Genomic DNA, 17910 nt, shown 5'->3' with positions numbered 1-17910 from the left:
AACAATGTTAGAAAAACGATATCTTGTATTTGAAGATGGTTCAATTTATGAAGGAAGAAAGCTGGGATCAGACAATCTGACTAAAGGTGAGATTGTCTTCAACACAGCAATGACGGGTTATCAAGAAACAATTTCTGACCCGTCTTACACAGGTCAAATCATTACATTCACTTATCCTTTAATCGGGAATTACGGTATTAACAGAGATGATTTTGAATCGTTAGTACCGACATTAAGTGGCGTAGTCGTAAAAGAAGCGAGTACGCATCCTAGCAACTTTCGTCAACAAAAGACTTTCAACGATGTATTAGTTCAATATGATATTCCAGGTATTTCTGGTGTAGATACACGTAGTATCACACGTAAAATACGTGAACATGGAGTACTTAAAGCAGGTTTTACAGACCACGCTGAAGATATTCCAACATTCATAGAAGAACTTAAACAATTTGAACTCTCTCGTGACGAAGTACCGATGGTATCGACGAAAACACCTTATGTATCAACTGGCTCAGACTTAAGCGTCGTATTGGTAGACTTCGGAAAGAAACAAAATATCGTTAGAGAACTTAACGCACGCGGTTGTAATGTAACTGTCGTGCCATACAATACACCAGCTGAAATTATTCTTGGCATGTCACCTGACGGTGTCATGTTATCGAATGGCCCAGGAGATCCTGAAGATGTACCAGAAGCTGTGGAAATGATTCAAGGTATCTTAGGGAAAATTCCATTCTTCGGTATTTGTTTAGGTCACCAGCTATTTGCATTATCACAAGGTGCCGAAGCTTTCAAAATGAAGTTTGGTCACCGTGGTGCAAACCATCCGGTTAAAGACTTAGCAACAGGAAAAATTGCTTTAACAAGTCAAAACCATGGTTACGCAATTGATGAAGCTTCAGTTGCATACACAGATTTAGAAGTCACACATATTGCCTTAAATGACGGCACAGTGGAAGGATTAAAACATAAAACGCTTCCTGCTTTTTCAGTACAATATCATCCAGAAGCATGCCCAGGACCTACTGATTCAAATTACTTATTCGATCAATTCATTGATATGATGAAAGAATTCAAAGCGAAGGAGCGTACAGTCAATGCCTAGAAATAATGACATCAAAACCATTTTAGTGATTGGTTCAGGACCTATCATCATCGGTCAAGCTGCAGAGTTTGATTATGCTGGTACACAAGCGTGTTTAGCCTTAAAAGAAGAAGGTTACCGCGTTATCTTAGTCAATTCAAACCCAGCAACAATTATGACTGACAAAGAAATTGCAGATAAAGTTTATATCGAACCTTTAACACACGACTTTATCGCACGTATCATCCGTAAAGAACAACCTGATGCACTCTTACCAACACTTGGTGGACAAACAGGTTTGAACATGGCCATTCAACTTCATGACAGCGGTGTTTTAGAAGCGAACAATGTACGTTTATTAGGAACGAAATTAAGTTCAATTCAACAAGCAGAAGACCGTGAGTTATTTAGAAGTTTGATGAATGACTTAGATGTACCTGTTCCTGAAAGTGACATCGTCCACACCGTAGAACAGGCTTTTGCGTTCAAAGAACAAGTGGGATATCCATTAATCGTCCGCCCAGCATTTACAATGGGTGGTACAGGCGGCGGTATTTGTCATAACGACGAAGAATTAAAAGAAGTTGTGACAAACGGCTTGCATTATAGCCCAGCTACACAATGTTTGATTGAAAAATCTATCGCAGGATTTAAGGAAATTGAATATGAAGTAATGCGTGATAAAAACGATAACGCCATTGTGGTTTGTAATATGGAAAATATCGACCCAGTTGGTATCCATACAGGTGACTCTATCGTTGTTGCGCCAAGTCAAACTTTGACAGATGTTGAATATCAAATGTTACGTGACGTATCATTAAAAGTTATTCGTGCTTTAGGTATCGAAGGTGGTTGTAACGTACAATTAGCACTTGATCCATACTCAATGAATTACTATATCATTGAAGTTAACCCACGTGTATCACGTTCATCAGCCTTAGCATCAAAAGCAACAGGTTATCCGATTGCGAAATTAGCAGCTAAAATTACGGTTGGTTTAACATTGGATGAAATGTTAAATCCTGTCACAGGCACATCTTATGCGGCCTTTGAACCAGCTTTAGACTATGTGATTTCTAAAATTCCACGTTTCCCATTTGATAAATTTGAAAAAGGCGAACGTGTACTTGGAACACAAATGAAAGCAACAGGTGAAGTTATGGCTATCGGCCGTACGTATGAAGAATCATTATTAAAAGCCATTCGTTCATTAGAATATGGTGTCCATCATCTAGGATTACCGAATGGAGAAAGTTACGATTTAGACTACATAAAAGAACGTATCTTACAACAAGATGATGAACGTCTTTTCTTCATCGGTGAAGCGATTCGACGTGGTACAACACTCGAAGAAATTCACGAGATGACTAAAATCGATTACTTCTTCCTTAACAAATTCCAACATATTATCGATATCGAACGTGAATTAAAAGCACATAAAGGTGATATCGAATATCTTAAATATGCGAAAGACTATGGTTTCAGCGATAAAGTCATCGCTCATAGATTTGATATGGAAGAAGAAGATGTTTATCGACTCCGCCATGAAAATGATATTAAACCAGTATACAAAATGGTAGATACATGTGCTGCAGAATTTGAATCTGCGACACCGTACTACTATGGAACATATGAAAGAGATAACGAATCCATCGTAACAGATAAAGAAAAAGTGATTGTACTTGGTTCTGGTCCGATCCGTATCGGTCAAGGTGTTGAATTCGACTATGCGACAGTTCATGCCGTATGGGCAATCCAAAATGCAGGCTATGAAGCAATCATCGTCAACAACAACCCAGAAACAGTGTCAACTGACTTTTCAATTTCAGATAAACTTTACTTCGAACCATTAACTGAAGAAGATGTCATGAACATTATTGAGCTCGAACAACCTAAAGGTGTTGTAGTTCAATTCGGTGGCCAAACTGCCATCAATTTAGCAGAAAAACTTGCGAAACACGGTGTGCAAATCTTAGGTACATCTTTAGAGAATTTAAACCGTGCTGAAGATAGAAAAGAGTTTGAAGAACTCTTAAATACCATCGATGTACCGCAACCGAAAGGTAAAACTGCAACTTCTCCTGCAGAAGCTTTAGACAATGCGAGAGAAATCGGTTATCCAGTTGTTGTACGTCCATCGTATGTATTAGGTGGCCGTGCGATGGAAATCGTGTATAATGATGCAGAGTTAGAAAACTACATGAGAGAAGCTGTAAAAGCGAGTCCTGAACATCCTGTACTTGTTGACCGTTACTTAACAGGTAAAGAAATTGAAGTTGATGCGATTTCAGATGGTGAAACAGTGATTATTCCAGGTATTATGGAACATATTGAACGTGCAGGGGTGCACTCAGGCGACTCTATCGCAGTTTATCCGCCTCAAACGTTATCTGATGAAGTGATTCAAACTTTAGAAGCTTATACAACGAAACTTGCGAAAGGTTTGGATATTATCGGTTTAATCAATATCCAATTCGTATTAGCACATGATGGTGTCTATGTGTTAGAAGTGAACCCAAGATCAAGTCGTACAGTACCGTTCTTAAGTAAGATTACAGATATTCCAATGGCACAACTTGCGATGCGTGCCATCTTAGGAGAAAAACTAAGTGACTTAGGTTACAAACCAGGACTTCAACCTTATTCAGAAGGGGTTTATGTTAAAGCGCCAGTATTCAGTTTTAATAAATTGAAAAATGTCGACATTACGCTTGGACCTGAAATGAAATCAACAGGTGAAGTCATGGGTAAAGATTTAACTTTAGAAAAAGCATTGTTCAAAGGTTTAACTGCGAGCGGTGTGGAAGTGAAAGATCATGGTACAGTGTTAATTACTGTCAGTGATAAAGATAAAGAAGAAATGGTTAAAATCGCCAAACGTTTACATGAAGTTGGATATAAAGTACTCGCAACTTCAGGTACAGCTGCGAAATTAGCTGAAAATCATATTCCGGTTGAAACAGTGGGTAAAATCGGCGGTGAAGATGATTTATTAAATCGCATTCAAAATGGTGACGTACAAATTGTCATTAACACTATGACAAAAGGGAAAACGATTGAAAGAGATGGTTTCCAAATCAGACGTGCGTCTGTAGAAAATGGTGTGCCATGTTTAACATCATTAGATACAGCGAATGCGTTAACGAATGTGATTGAAAGTATGACATTCACAATGAGAAGTATGTAAAAGTAGTTAAAGTGGCTATAATGAAGATAGATTCAAGATTAAAAGGAGGATTTAACAGTGGAACAAAACATTATCGTATCCAATCGAGAAATTGCGGACCGCATTTTTGAAATTAAAGTAAAAGGACCTGTGACACGCAAAATGACACAACCTGGACAATTCGTTCATATTAAAGTAGGTGAAGGTTCACTGCATATGTTGAGACGTCCGATCTCAATTTGCCATATCGAACCTGAAATTGAAACCTTTACGATGTTATATCGTGCAGAAGGTGCTGGGACACAACGTCTGTCTCAAATGCGTGAGAATGATGCGATTGATATTATTGCACCTCTAGGTAATGGTTTCCCTGTTGAAAAAGCAGAACGTAAAGCGCTTCTTGTGGGCGGCGGTATCGGTGTTCCTCCTTTATATGAACTATCTAAACAACTGAATCGTCAAGGTATTGAAACAGTACATGTTTTAGGTTTCAGAAGTAAAAAAGATGTCTTCTACGCAGATGAATTTGCGCAATTAGGTGAAACGCACATTGTGACTGAAGATGGCACAATGGGATCAAAGGGCTTTGTGACAAATGTGATTTCTGAGTTGCCGGTAGATTATGATATTTACTATACATGCGGACCTAAACCGATGTTAAAAGCCATTAAAGAACATGACAAATTAGCAGATATTGAAGGTTTCTTATCACTTGAAGAACGCATGGGTTGCGGTATCGGTGCATGTTATGCATGTGTCTGCCATACACCTGAATCTGAAACAAGTTATGTCAAAGTTTGTACAGATGGACCTGTATTTGAGAAAGGAGCAGTCATCCTATGAGTCGATTAAATGTAGAAATTCCAGGATTAGAGTTAAAGAACCCGATTATGCCAGCAAGCGGTTGTTTTGCTTTCGGTGCTGAGTTCAGTCAATTTTATGACTTAAGTGAACTGGGTGCCATTATGATTAAAGCCGCTACGAAAGAAGCACGTTATGGTAATGAAACACCACGTGTTGCTGAAACTGATAGTGGTATGATTAATGCGATTGGGTTACAAAACTCTGGTGTGCATCACATTATTGAACATGAACTTAAGAAGTTAGAACAATTTGATGTACCGATTATCGCAAACGTTGCGGGTTCTACTGAAGAAGACTATGTATACGTGGCTGAGCATATTTCAAAAGCACCAAACGTGAAAGCGTTGGAATTAAACATCTCTTGTCCGAACGTGAAAGAAGGCGGTATGCAGTTTGGTGTGGATCCAGTAGTTGCTGCTGAATTGACACGTAAAGTTAAAGCAGTTTCTGAAGTGCCTGTATACGTGAAACTTTCACCAAACGTAACAGATATTGTCGCAATGGCTAAAGCAATCGCGCAATATGCGGATGGTTTAACAATGATTAATACATTAGTCGGCTTACGTATTGATGCGAAAACAGGACGTCCGATTATCGCAAATACAGTCGGTGGCTTAAGCGGACCAGCAATCAAACCTGTCGCAATGCGAATGGTTTATCAAGTCAGACAAGCTGTAGATATTCCAATTATCGCAATGGGCGGTGTTCAAAACGCACAAGATGTTATAGACTATATTTCAGTGGGTGCGAATGCGGTAGCAGTTGGAACAGCTAACTTCCAAAATCCAATGGTATGTAAAGAAATCATTGATGAACTGCCAGCATTGCTCGACGACTTAGGTGTAAACCATATCAATGAATTGTACAAAAGGACTTTTGAGGTGACTAAATAATGGCAAATCGTAATTTACCTTTACCGATTATCGCATTAGACTTTGCGACGGCTGAAGAAGTAGAAAATTTCTTAGATTTATTTGATGAACCTTTATACATCAAAATCGGAATGGAACTTTATTATCAAACTGGCCCTGAATTAATCAACAAAATTAAAGCACGCGGCCACCAAATCTTCTTAGATTTAAAACTGCATGATATTCCAAATACAGTCAAACAAGCGATGGCTGGTTTAGGACGTTTAAATGTAGATTTAGTAAACGTTCATGCTGCTGGTGGTACTGAAATGATGCGCCAAGCAGTTGAAGGCTTACGTAGCGTCAACAAAGACACTAAAATTATTGCGGTCACACAATTAACATCAACAACAGAAGAAATGCTGCAAAAAGAACAAAACATCCAAACTTCAATTGAAGAGGCTGTATTAAACTATGCACGTTTAACTAAAGAAGCTGGCTTAGATGGTGTAGTATGTTCACCATTAGAAGCAGAATTACTGACAAAAGAATTAGGTTCAGACTTCTTGAAAGTAACACCAGGTATTCGTCCAGCACATTACGCACAAGACGATCAAAAACGTATTACAACACCAGACAAAGCACGTGAAATGGGTTCTACACATATTGTAGTAGGTCGTCCAATCACACAAAGTGACAATCCGGTTGAAAGTTATCATCATATTAAAGAAAGTTGGTTAGGTTAAGATGTCAAAACAAATTGCGCAACCATTATTAGATATTGGTGCAGTTGCACTATCACCGAATGATTTATTTACATGGAGTTCAGGGATTAAATCTCCGATTTATTGTGATAATCGTGTTACATTAGGTTATCCAGAAGTTCGTAACGCGATTCGTGACGGTTTAATCGAATTGATTCAAACACATTTCAAAGATGCTGAAATTGTATCAGGAACTGCGACAGCGGGCATTCCTCATGCAGCGTTCATCTCTGAAAAATTAGATATGCCAATGAGCTATGTACGTTCTAAAAGTAAAAGCCATGGTAAACAAAACCAAATCGAAGGTGCACCAAGTAAAGGTAAAAAAATCGTAGTCGTTGAAGACTTAATTTCAACAGGCGGTTCTTCTTTAGTTGCTGCAGAAGCATTAAGAGAAGCTGGCGCTGAAGTATTAGGTGTAGTTGCTATCTTTACGTATGGTCTTGCTAAAGCGGATCAAATGTTCAAAGATGCTGATATTCCGTTCTATACTTTAAGTGACTACAACGAATTAATCGACGTGGCTAAAGAACAAGGCAAAATTTCTGAGTCTGATATTCAATCTTTAGTTGAATGGAGAGACAATTTAGCATAAGATGGAATTGGATGGAGGGATGAACCATGTCCAATACACATGCACAAACTGCTCATAAACCATTTGCGCACTTAAATAAATTCTTATCCGCAAATGAAGATTATCGTGAGCCGGTCAATAACTATGATCAAGAAGAAAATCAATGGTTATCGAATGAACACGAGAAAAACATATTCAAGAAATGTAAAACAGATATAAAAGAAAAAGGCTTAATTTAAAAACAAACGACAAAATCCGCAATCATGAACACTCATTTTGAGCTTATGATTGCGGATTTTTAGATTTTAAGAAAAATCTGTCTAAGTCAAAAGTGACAAATAGACTAGCGTAAATATATTTTAATAAAGATATAACCGATAATAATCACTGCTAACATTGCTAAAATAGGTAAGAAAAAGTGAGACATCATAGACCTCCATTCATTCAATCATCTGATTAAGATTTACTCATTGTTTTGGAATAAAGTCATTATACTATGAATTGTGTCATACATATAGAAAAAGGTACTGTTTGATTCACTTTTGGTCTTTCACAATGTTAGCTTAAGTTAACGCTTTTAAGGAAAAACACAATCTCAATTAAGGCAGTTCTATGTATAGGTTGAGTTGCTTTTGTATAGTCATTCATGTATCGTTTTAAGTGTCAAAATAGTGATTTTTAAGTTGCTTAATTTTAAATTACTATGTGATTAGTAAATAGTAAGTCTATGAGGAGGGGATAGTGTGCAAATACCAAAGGTAACACCATTTTTAATGTTTAATAATGAAGCTGAAGAAGCGATTGAACTATATACTTCAGTATTTGAAGATAGTGAAGTAGTTTCAATGGTGAAGTATGATGAGTTTGGAAGCGGAGAAGCGGGTGCAGTCCAACACGCAATTATTCGTTTAAAAGACCAAATCATTATGGCAATTGATAATTCTAATGGAACTGAAATACCGATGAATCCATCTATTTCTTTATTTGTGACAGTAGATAATGCTATGGAAATGGAACGTCTATACAGTGGATTAAAAAGCGGCGGTGCCATTTTAATGGCCAAAACTGAGCTTGGACCTTACAGAGAATTCGCATGGATACAAGATCGCTTCGGTGTGAATTTCCAACTAGCATTAATGGATTAATTTCATCAATGATATGTAAACAACTCACCTGATAGGTGGGTTGTTTTTTTTATTTACAGCAGGCTATGAAAGAAGAATATAATAAAGGTGAGTTATGAACAAACGCCATTTAAAAAGATAGATTGGTAGTCTGAATTTTGGAGTGATACCCATGATAGATATGCATAATCATATATTAATTGATGCAGATGATGGACCAAGAGATGAAGAAGCGGCTATTCAATTATTAAAACAAGCTAAAAAAGAAAATGTAACAAAAATTATTGCAACACCTCATTATACTAATAAATACGATAATTCTTTTGATAAAGTAAAGTTAAAAATAAAAAGATTATGTAAATTAAAAGAGTTTAAAGATTTAGGAATTCAAATTTATCCAGGACAAGAGGTAAGAATTCATCAGAATTTAATTGAAGATATTAAATCCGGAAAGGTAAGTGGTTTAAACAAGTCCAGATACTTACTAATTGAGTTTCCTCCTAACGACATTCCTGATTATACGTATCAAATGTTTCAAAATATACAGGGTTTAGGTTATATTCCCATCATTGCACACCCTGAACGTAATATCGCTTTGTTGAAAGATATGAGTGTTTTATATAACTTAGTTCAGCAAGGAGCATTAAGTCAAATTACTTCAACGTCTTTAGTAGGGGATTTTGGTAAAGGAATTCAAGATGTATCGAATGAACTAATGAAATGCAATCTTGCTCATTTTATCGCATCTGATGCGCATGACTTTGAAGCTAGACCTTTTATGATGAAGTCTTTATTTAAAGAAGAAGTGTTATTGGATTTTTGTGAATCTATGATGAAGTTAATCAAGAATGCAGAAGCAATTATTAAAAACGAAGAAATTAATAAGCGTGAACCGCTTATTCCTGATAGTCAAAAAATTAAAGGTTGGATATTTTAAAATAAAGCACTCGAAAACATTTTGTCTTCGAGTGCTTTTAAAGTAAATAGATTATTTTAATTTCACTTTTTCTGAATCGCTTTTCATTGATTGGATGTGATCATAATCTGGTGTGGCATATAATGTTTTTTGATTATCGTACGTTACAAAGCCAGGTTTCGCACCTGATGGTTTGTGTACGTTTTTGATATCTGTGTAATCTACTGGAATTTGACCAGAGTTTCCTGCTTTAGAGAAGTAGGCTGCTAACATTGCAGCTTCTTCAATTGTTTTATCGCTTGGTTCATCTTCGAAAATGACTACGTGAGAACCAGGAATATCTTTTGTATGGAACCATAAATGGTGCTTACGTGCTTTTTTATTTGTTAGATAATCGTTTTGTTTGTTGTTTTTACCTACATATATAGTTGAGCCATCTGTAGAAAGGTAAGTTTGCAACTGCATTTGCGGTTGTTTCTTTTTCTTACGATTTTGACGTTGTTTCATAAAGCCTTGTTCTGCAAGTTCTTCACGGATTTCGTCAATATCTTCTACTGTGATATGAGCCAACTGTTGCTCAATAGATTCAAAGTATGCAATGTTTTCTTCTGTGAGTTGAATTTGGTGTTCAAGCTCATGTTCACGTGTTTTTAAACGGTTATATTGCTTATAGTAATATTGAGCATTCAGTGAAGGTGATTTAGTCGGATCTAACTTAATTGTCACTTCTTCACCTGTGTAGTAATTTTCAGTAGTTAAGGTTTCATCACCTTGTTTAATGCGATAGATGTTTGCGGTAATGAGTTCACCATATAACTGCATATCTTCTTTTGATTGCGTACCTTCATACTCAGCGTTTAATTTAACGAGTTTGTTTCGGTTTTTTTGAAGTTGTTGTTGGACAAAACGAACTAGATCATTCGCACGTTGTTTAACACGTTCACGTTCGCCACGTGCATCGTAGAAACGATCTAATAACTCATCAAGTGATTCATAAGTCACGCTATCATCATCAAACTGTTTTAAACGCATGAAGTAATAATCTTCTTTACCAGTTTCATGGTTTTTATGGAAAATCGGAACAGGCTTAAGTTTAGTTTCTTCCATAACTTCATCGAATGCTGCAGGTAATGTTTCAGTAGTCATAAATTGACGACGTTCTGTAATTTCTTTTGTAATGAGTGGACTGAAACCTTCGAAAGTTTGTAAGAGTTGTCTCGCAATATTACCTTGATTGAAATCTATATATTTTAATACGTCTTGACCTGAAACTTCATAAGGATTGATTTTATTTTGTGTAGGTGGTGCTTCATATTGGAATCCTGGCATAACGGTACGATATTGGTTTGTGTTTGGTGTTAAATGTTTGAAACCTTCGATAATCTTGCGATTATCATCCACAAGTATTAAGTTACTGTGTTTACCCATAATTTCTAAGATAACGGTACGATATATTTTATCACCGAGTTCATCTGTGCTTTGAACATCGATTTCGATACGACGGTCATTATCAATTTGACGAATTGCTTGTATAATTCCGCCGTCTAAGTGTTTACGAAAGACACGGTTAAACATTGGCGGTTCAAATGGGTTATCATATTTCTTTTTCGTAATATGCATACGAGAGAAATTAGAATGGATAGATAACAGTAATGAATGGTTTTTACGATTCTGACGAATGATCATTATAATTGTATCGTTATCAGGTTGGTTGATTTTATGAATACGTCCACCTTCAAGAAAGGACAGTTCTTCTACCATTTTCTTTGTGAATAGGCCATCAAATGCCATAATTATCAGCTACCTTTTTATTTTCGTTCTTGTACTACGTTCTTATTATTGTACCATGTGAATATGGTAAACTTCCAAATTAAGATTTTATCTATTGGCATCTATACAATTTTATTTAGAATATGGTATCATTATATAATACAACAATAGCTTAGAGAGGTCGTAAGGCATGGATAATGAAAAAGGTTTACTAATTGTCTTATCAGGTCCATCTGGAGTCGGAAAAGGTACTGTCCGCAAAGAAATATTTGATGACCCGAAAACATCATACAAATATTCAATTTCAATGACGACACGTGAAATGCGTGAAGGTGAACAAGATGGCGTTGATTATTTTTTCAAGACAAAACGAGAGTTTGAGCAACTTATCGCACAAGATCAATTTATTGAGTATGCAGAATATGTAGGTAACTACTACGGTACACCTGTACAGTATGTGAAAGACACTATGGATGAAGGCTATGATGTCTTCTTAGAAATCGAAGTTGAAGGTGCGAAACAAGTACGCAAGAAATTCCCTGATGCATTATTTATCTTCCTAGCACCGCCAAGTTTAGACCACTTAAGAGAGCGTTTAGTCGGCCGCGGTACAGAATCAGACGAAAAGATTCAAAGTCGTGTGAAAGAAGCACGTAAAGAAGTGGAAATGATGAATCTTTATGACTACGTTGTGGTAAACGATGAAGTAGAACTTGCTAAAGAACGTATTCAAGCAATCGTTGCAGCCGAACATCTAAAACGCGAACGTATAGAAGCAAAGTATAGAAAAATGATATTGGAGGCCAAAAAATAATGTTATACCCACCGCTTAATCAATTAACTTCAAAAGTAAAATCAAAATATTTAATCGCAACAGTGGCAGCCAAACGCGCACGTGAATTATATGACAAAAAAGACACTGCGTTATTAGAAAAATATCACTCAGTTAAAACAGTTGGAGAAGCTCTAGAAGAGATTGCCGATGGCAAAATCACTCCAATCGAACCAGAATTAAACGAAAGTGAATTCGAAACAAAAGACTGAGTTTAAAAGTGATTATATAAATTGAAAACAACCTTTAAGGCAAAAAACTGCTTTAAAGGTTGTTTTTCATTTAATAAGACATCTTCAATTGTTCCATGGAACGTTCTAACTGATCAAAATCTATAATACGTGCTTGTCTATGAAATTCTCTTCCATTATTAAAAAGAATGACGACAGGTGCAGTAAAGAGTGAGAGTTGACCGGCAGCTTCAGGAATATCATTTACAATAATTTGTGCTGCAGGTATTTCTAATTGTTTTACTAATTTTTCTACTCTAGGTTGGTCTGCATGGCAGACTGAGCAACCATTCGCCATGACATATAATAAAAATTTATTTTCTGATTCAATGCGTTGTGTAATATCGTCATATTGCTTTAAAGTCTCCATCCTCGAACCTTCTTTCTATTGTCTGTATCGAAAGCTATCTTACGCGGATAGAGGTAGAGAATCAACTTTATTGCTTTGCAAAGCAAAGGACTTTTTTGACCTAGAGTGTTAAAATATAAAATGATTGATGAATTATGAGGCCATTTCATTTGGACTCATTTTTTAATATTAAGCCGTATACATAAAGAGAGAATAAACTTGGAGGCAAAGATTGCGATGAAGAATATTTTATTAGCAGTATCGGGTGGTATTGCAGCTTATAAAGCGATTGATTTAACAAGTAAATTAACACAAGCAGGGTATGACGTACGTGTAATGCTGACTGAACATGCACAAGAGTTTGTGACACCGCTTGCTTTCCAAGCAATCAGTCGTAATCCTGTATACACGAGTACATTTAAAGAAGAGAATCCAGCTGAAATTCAACATATAGCGTTAGGTGATTGGGCAGACGCAGTGATTATTGCGCCAGCGACTGCCAATATTATCGGTAAATTAGCAAACGGTATTGCTGACGATATGATTACTTCAACTTTATTAGCGACGACTGTTCCTAAATTTGTTGCTCCTGCTATGAATGTGCATATGTATGAAAATCCAAGAGTACAAGCAAACATGCAAGTATTGACTGAAGATGGATATCATTTCGCTGAACCTGGTGAAGGCTTTTTAGCCTGCGGCTATGTAGCGAAGGGCCGTATGATGGAACCATTGGATATCATTGCATTCATGCGCCAAACGATGGAACAAAATAATAATCAATCAGTCATCAATGAGAGTGATTGGTTCAATGGTAAACATGCCTTAGTTACAGCAGGACCGACGGTCGAAGTTATTGATCCTGTACGTTTTGTTTCTAATAGAGCATCGGGGAAAATGGGATATGCACTTGCTGATGCATTACAAAAGAGAGGCGCTAAAGTAACTTTAGTGAGTGGTCCAACAAGCTTAACGCCACCAGAAAATGTGGACTTTGTACCTATAACTAGTGCGGAAGATATGTTTAACGCAGTAGTTGAACGTTTTGATGCTCAGGACTTTGTCTTTAAAACGGCTGCAGTTTCAGATTACAAACCATCAGAAAAACTGGAACATAAAATGAAAAAACAAGATGGAGATTTAACCATTTCATTTACACGAACTAAAGATATATTGAAATATTTAGGTGAGCATAAATCGCAACAAAAATTAATTGGCTTTGCAGCTGAAACACAAGATATTGAAAAATATGCAAAAGCTAAATTAGAGAAAAAGAATGCAGATGTGATTATTGCGAATAACGTAGGAGACACATCTATCGGTTTCAGTTCTGATGATAATGAAGTCACATTATACTTCAAAAATGACGAAGCAGTTAATATAGAGAAAGGTAAGAAACAGCAGCTTGCTGGAAGAATCTTAGAAGAATTAGAACGTAGGTGGAAATAATGTATGCAAAGGTAATTGTAGATGTCCCAGCTAAAAACGTAGACTTTACCTTTGACTATAAAATACCAGAGCGACTCGTACCCATTATTCAAGTTGGTGTACGAGTCGTTGTACCCTTTGGGTACAGAACCATTCAAGGGTATGTTATGGAAATAGCTGAGGAACCAGATCCAGAACTAGATTTATCTAAACTAAAAGAAATCCAAGAAATTCAAGATATCAAACCAGAACTGACACCTGAATTAGTTGATTTAAGCGCTTGGTATGGTAAATATCATGTCACGAAACGTATTTCTATTTTAGAAGCCATGTTACCAAGTGCTATTAAAGCAAGATATACCAAAGTATTTGAAATTGTAGAAGATGAATCAATACCAGATGACATTTTAAAACGCTTTAATAAAGAAGGACATTATGCTTATAAAGCTGCTCAACAAAATGGTGATTTAAAACATTTAGTTCCTTTATTAGAAGAAGGTATCGTTAGAGAAAAAACGTTACTGTCTCAAAATACAAAGAAAAAAACACAACGTGCAATACGAATAAGAGATGATCATCAACCAGATGAAGTTTTAGCAATGTTAGAACGACACCCTAAACAATATGATGTTTATGCTTACTTGCTAGATGCACAAAATAGAGATGTTCCTTTAAAAGAACTTGAAGAAGTAGGGTTATCAGCTTCAAGTGCTAAAACATTGGAACGTAATGGTTTTGTTGAGAAGTATGATGCCATAGTAGAACGTGACCCATATGCATCAAGAGTATTTGAACAAGAAGAAAAACGACAACTCACTCCAAGCCAACAAATCGCTTACGATGAGATTAAAAAGGTTATTGATGAAGAAAAACAAGAGACTTTCTTATTACATGGTGTAACAGGTTCTGGTAAAACTGAAGTTTATCTTCAAACGATAGAAGCTGTTCTAGAAAAAAATCAACAGGCTATGATGTTAGTTCCAGAAATTGCTTTAACACCACAAATGGTTTTACGTTTTAAACGTAGATTTGGTGATGAAGTTGCAGTATTGCATTCAGGTCTTTCAAAAGGCGAACGTTATGATGAGCGGCAAAAAATACGTGACGGTCGTGCACGTGTAAGTGTAGGCGCGCGTTCTAGTGTTTTTGCACCATTTAAAAATCTGGGTATGATTATTATTGATGAAGAACATGAGGCAACATATAAACAAGAAGATTATCCTCGTTATCATGCGAAAGAGATTGCATTATGGCGAGCAAAATATCATCAATGTCCATTAATTTTAGGTAGTGCGACGCCAAGTCTTGAATCATATGCACGTGCTGAAAAGGGAGTTTATCACTTATTAAGCTTACCTGATCGTGTGAATAATCAACCATTACCTGAAATTGATATTGTAGATATGCGTGAAGAATTAGCAAATGGTAACCGGTCAATGTTTTCGACAGAATTGCGAGAAGCAATTCAAGACCGTTTATCTCGCAATGAACAAATTGTACTGTTTCTAAATCAACGTGGTTATTCTTCATTTATATTATGTCGAGACTGTGGTCATGTACCGCAATGTCCAAACTGCGATATTTCATTGACCTACCATAAATCTAGCGATAAATTGAAATGTCATTATTGTGGTTATGAAGAAACACCGCCTAATAAATGTCCAAACTGCGAAAGTGAACACATTCGTCAAATGGGAACTGGTACACAACGTGTGGAAGAACTGTTAAATCGTGAATTTGAAAATGCGAAGATTATTCGTATGGATGCAGATACAACATCAAGAAAAGGTGCACATGAGAAGTTATTGAATGACTTCGGAGATGGTAAAGGGGATATTCTGCTCGGTACTCAAATGATTGCGAAAGGGTTGGATTTCCCAAATATTACACTTGTCGGTGTATTAAACGCTGATACAATGTTGAACTTACCAGATTTTCGTTCCAGTGAAAGAACCTTCCAATTGCTGACTCAAGTAGCAGGGCGTGCAGGACGTCATGAAAAAGAAGGGAAGGTTATTATCCAAACCTATAACCCTGATCATTATGCGATACAAGATGTCCAGCTTAATGATTATTTATCGTTCTATCATAAAGAAATGAAATACAGACAAATTGGTAAGTATCCACCATACTATTTCTTGATTAACTTTACGATTTCTCACCAAAATATGAAAGAAGTTATGCAAGCAGCGGCACATGTTCATAAAATATTATTACAACACCTCACGGATCGGGCTTTGATTTTAGGACCATCACCAGCAGCTATCGCTAGAATTAATAGAGAATTTCGTTTCCAAGTTCTAGTCAAATACAAAAGTGAACCCGAATTACACAAAGCACTTCAATATTTAGATGATTACTATCATGAACGCTATCAAAAAGATAAGCTTTCATTAAAGATAGACATAAACCCTTATGTCATGATGTAGAGAATAAAATAGCATAAAATCAAGGATAAGTGATGATTTAGGAAGTATTAGATGCTTTTTAGATTGTCACTTATCTTTTTATTTTCAGCCAACATCAATGTATAAGTGTAACACTTTTTGAAAGTTCTTTATTATTGCGTGCTATACAAAAAGTGGGGTAAAATAAATCAAATTATAAATGCTTATCTGCTTACGAACTTCATATAGATATACGATTAAGGATTCTTTATGAGACACCATACTTTTAAAAGTAAGCAGTTTATCAAATCTATAATTAATTTTCAAAAGGGGATGATGAAACGATGAAAATAGCAATCATTAGCGCAACGGGTAAACAAGGAACGCTCTTAACTGAAAAAGCATTAGAGAGAAACCATGAAGTTACTGCGTTTGTCAGAAATCATAATAAATTACAATTTGATGTTCCATATGTAGAAAAAGACATATTAGATATTACTCGTGAAGATTTAGAAGGTTTTGATGCAGTATTCGTCGCATTTGGCGCACCAAAAGGGAAAGAAGAGTTATATATTCAAATGACTAATCATCTTATTAATATTTTAGACGGTATAGATGTAAAACTGATGTTTGTTGGTGGAACAGGTAGATTGTATATAGATGATAGTAAAACAACAAGAGTAGCGGATAATCCAAATATCCCAGAGACTGTAAAAGAATCAGCTATAAAAATGGCTGAAGCTTATGATATTCTAGCAGCGCAAGACAAACTAAAAGACTGGACGTTTGTAAGTCCTGCAAGCATGTTTGATTTTAATGGTCCAGAAACCAACGATTATAAATTGGGTACTGATACAATTATTTATAACTCAAGAAATAAATCTTATGTATCGTACAGTGATTTCAGCAACGCATTTATAGATGAAGCTGAAAATGATCAATATCCAAACCAAGGTATCACAGTAGTTTCTGGTTAACTGATAATAAAAAGCAACCTCATTAAAAGCAATAGAAAGTAAATTGCTTTTAATGAGGTTTTATTATTAAGAATGCACTAACTTGTACAGGTGTATATATCTTATATAGGTAACTATAAGTTAATATCCCTTTTTTGATATTGTAATGATTATTTTCATGTATAATAAGGAATCAAGGAGTGATTTTATGATTCTGCTCAAAACGTTTATCATAGCATTTTCAGTTTTCACATTTTTATCTGCGATATTAATGTTAGCACGTAATCCGAAAACACCTAAAATTACAATGATCCTCTTAATAGTAGGAAGCTTATTGTTAGATATCGGAGCTTTAATTGCTAATTTCATACCAGCTCTGATTCTTTTAATCATTGGATTTGCGATGATCCAAGTAGGCATAGGTATTTATCAAAAGCGAACTTTTGGGAAAATCATCTTTTTAGCACAAAGTGTAAGGTTCATTGTAAGCATATTTGTTATTGTTTTCTTTATTATTTTACAATAGTTTAAAGCATCTACTAAGAAATCTTGGTAGGTGCTTTTTTACGCCTTAGCAAAGGTATCCAGTGAATTAAGCTATCAATTTAAAAAGAA

At 35.9% G+C, this 17910-nt stretch carries 17 protein-coding genes; 15 read left to right on the top strand and 2 right to left on the bottom strand.

Annotated features, from left to right (window positions below; all coding sequences use genetic code 11):
• Positions 1-4: 4 nt before the first annotated feature.
• From HMPREF2846_RS11175 to HMPREF2846_RS11135, 9 genes are all read left to right on the top strand, one after another.
• Complete coding sequence (locus HMPREF2846_RS11175) at positions 5-1105, top strand: carbamoyl phosphate synthase small subunit (RefSeq protein ID WP_070626656.1); 1101 nt, start codon at positions 5-7, stop codon at positions 1103-1105.
• Positions 1098-4271 carry a carbamoyl-phosphate synthase large subunit gene (gene carB / locus HMPREF2846_RS11170; RefSeq protein WP_070626655.1) on the top strand — a complete coding sequence of 1058 codons (3174 nt, stop codon included), beginning with the start codon at positions 1098-1100 and terminating at the stop codon, positions 4269-4271. The genes HMPREF2846_RS11175 and carB overlap by 8 nt, the downstream gene beginning before the upstream one ends.
• Positions 4272-4328: 57 nt before the next feature.
• Positions 4329-5093: a dihydroorotate dehydrogenase electron transfer subunit gene (locus HMPREF2846_RS11165; protein WP_070626654.1), complete on the top strand. Its 765-nt coding sequence runs from the start codon at positions 4329-4331 to the stop codon at positions 5091-5093.
• Entirely contained in the window at positions 5090-6007 is a 918-nt protein-coding gene (locus HMPREF2846_RS11160) for a dihydroorotate dehydrogenase (protein ID WP_070626653.1), read from the top strand. The genes HMPREF2846_RS11165 and HMPREF2846_RS11160 overlap by 4 nt, the downstream gene beginning before the upstream one ends.
• Complete coding sequence (pyrF, locus tag HMPREF2846_RS11155; protein ID WP_002480623.1) at positions 6007-6711, top strand: orotidine-5'-phosphate decarboxylase; 705 nt, start codon at positions 6007-6009, stop codon at positions 6709-6711. The genes HMPREF2846_RS11160 and pyrF overlap by 1 nt, the downstream gene beginning before the upstream one ends.
• 1 nt (position 6712) lies before the next feature.
• Positions 6713-7324, top strand: a complete 612-nt coding sequence (pyrE, locus tag HMPREF2846_RS11150; protein WP_070626652.1) for an orotate phosphoribosyltransferase — start codon at positions 6713-6715, stop codon at positions 7322-7324.
• A gap of 26 nt (positions 7325-7350) precedes the next feature.
• Positions 7351-7542, top strand: coding sequence for a hypothetical protein (locus HMPREF2846_RS11145; RefSeq protein WP_070626651.1), 192 nt, complete (start codon positions 7351-7353; stop codon positions 7540-7542).
• A 504-nt stretch (positions 7543-8046) separates the two neighbouring features.
• Positions 8047-8448 carry a VOC family protein gene (locus HMPREF2846_RS11140; RefSeq protein WP_002480626.1) on the top strand — a complete coding sequence of 134 codons (402 nt, stop codon included), beginning with the start codon at positions 8047-8049 and terminating at the stop codon, positions 8446-8448.
• Positions 8449-8599: 151 nt separating this feature from the next.
• Positions 8600-9364 (top strand): tyrosine-protein phosphatase, encoded by a 765-nt coding sequence (locus HMPREF2846_RS11135; RefSeq protein WP_070626650.1) that lies wholly within the window; start codon positions 8600-8602, stop codon positions 9362-9364.
• A gap of 51 nt (positions 9365-9415) precedes the next feature.
• Here HMPREF2846_RS11135 and HMPREF2846_RS11130 read toward each other — a convergent pair whose 3' ends face one another.
• The gene (locus HMPREF2846_RS11130; RefSeq protein WP_070626649.1) at positions 9416-11134 is read right to left on the bottom strand and encodes an Rqc2 family fibronectin-binding protein; all 1719 of its coding nucleotides are present in this window, start codon (positions 11132-11134) and stop codon (positions 9416-9418) included.
• 169 nt (positions 11135-11303) lie between these two features.
• Here HMPREF2846_RS11130 and gmk point away from each other — a divergent pair, with 169 nt between their 5' ends.
• Together gmk and rpoZ are read left to right on the top strand one after the other, a co-directional pair.
• Positions 11304-11927: a guanylate kinase gene (gene gmk / locus HMPREF2846_RS11125; protein WP_002480629.1), complete on the top strand. Its 624-nt coding sequence runs from the start codon at positions 11304-11306 to the stop codon at positions 11925-11927.
• Entirely contained in the window at positions 11927-12157 is a 231-nt protein-coding gene (rpoZ, locus tag HMPREF2846_RS11120; protein ID WP_002480630.1) for a DNA-directed RNA polymerase subunit omega, read from the top strand. The genes gmk and rpoZ overlap by 1 nt, the downstream gene beginning before the upstream one ends.
• A gap of 70 nt (positions 12158-12227) precedes the next feature.
• Here the strand turns inward: rpoZ and HMPREF2846_RS11115 are convergent, their stop codons facing one another.
• Positions 12228-12545: a thioredoxin family protein gene (locus HMPREF2846_RS11115; RefSeq protein ID WP_070626648.1), complete on the bottom strand. Its 318-nt coding sequence runs from the start codon at positions 12543-12545 to the stop codon at positions 12228-12230.
• Positions 12546-12761: 216 nt separating this feature from the next.
• Between HMPREF2846_RS11115 and coaBC the strand changes: the two genes are divergently transcribed.
• The 4 genes from coaBC to HMPREF2846_RS11095 all read left to right on the top strand — a co-directional run bounded on the left by coaBC (position 12762) and on the right by HMPREF2846_RS11095 (position 17821).
• Complete coding sequence (coaBC, locus tag HMPREF2846_RS11110) at positions 12762-13973, top strand: bifunctional phosphopantothenoylcysteine decarboxylase/phosphopantothenate--cysteine ligase CoaBC (RefSeq protein ID WP_070626647.1); 1212 nt, start codon at positions 12762-12764, stop codon at positions 13971-13973.
• Positions 13973-16381: a primosomal protein N' gene (priA, locus tag HMPREF2846_RS11105; RefSeq protein ID WP_070626646.1), complete on the top strand. Its 2409-nt coding sequence runs from the start codon at positions 13973-13975 to the stop codon at positions 16379-16381. The genes coaBC and priA overlap by 1 nt, the downstream gene beginning before the upstream one ends.
• A 302-nt stretch (positions 16382-16683) precedes the next feature.
• Complete coding sequence (locus HMPREF2846_RS11100; RefSeq protein ID WP_070626645.1) at positions 16684-17316, top strand: NAD(P)-dependent oxidoreductase; 633 nt, start codon at positions 16684-16686, stop codon at positions 17314-17316.
• Positions 17317-17503: 187 nt separating this feature from the next.
• Complete coding sequence (locus tag HMPREF2846_RS11095; protein ID WP_023015733.1) at positions 17504-17821, top strand: hypothetical protein; 318 nt, start codon at positions 17504-17506, stop codon at positions 17819-17821.
• Positions 17822-17910 lie beyond the last annotated feature (89 nt).

The sequence above is a fragment of the Staphylococcus sp. HMSC056G08 genome, assembly GCF_001812305.1.
GTDB lineage: Bacteria > Bacillota > Bacilli > Staphylococcales > Staphylococcaceae > Staphylococcus > Staphylococcus simulans.
Note: the sequence above shows the minus strand (reverse complement) of the source record. Positions and strands in the feature narration are given on the sequence as shown.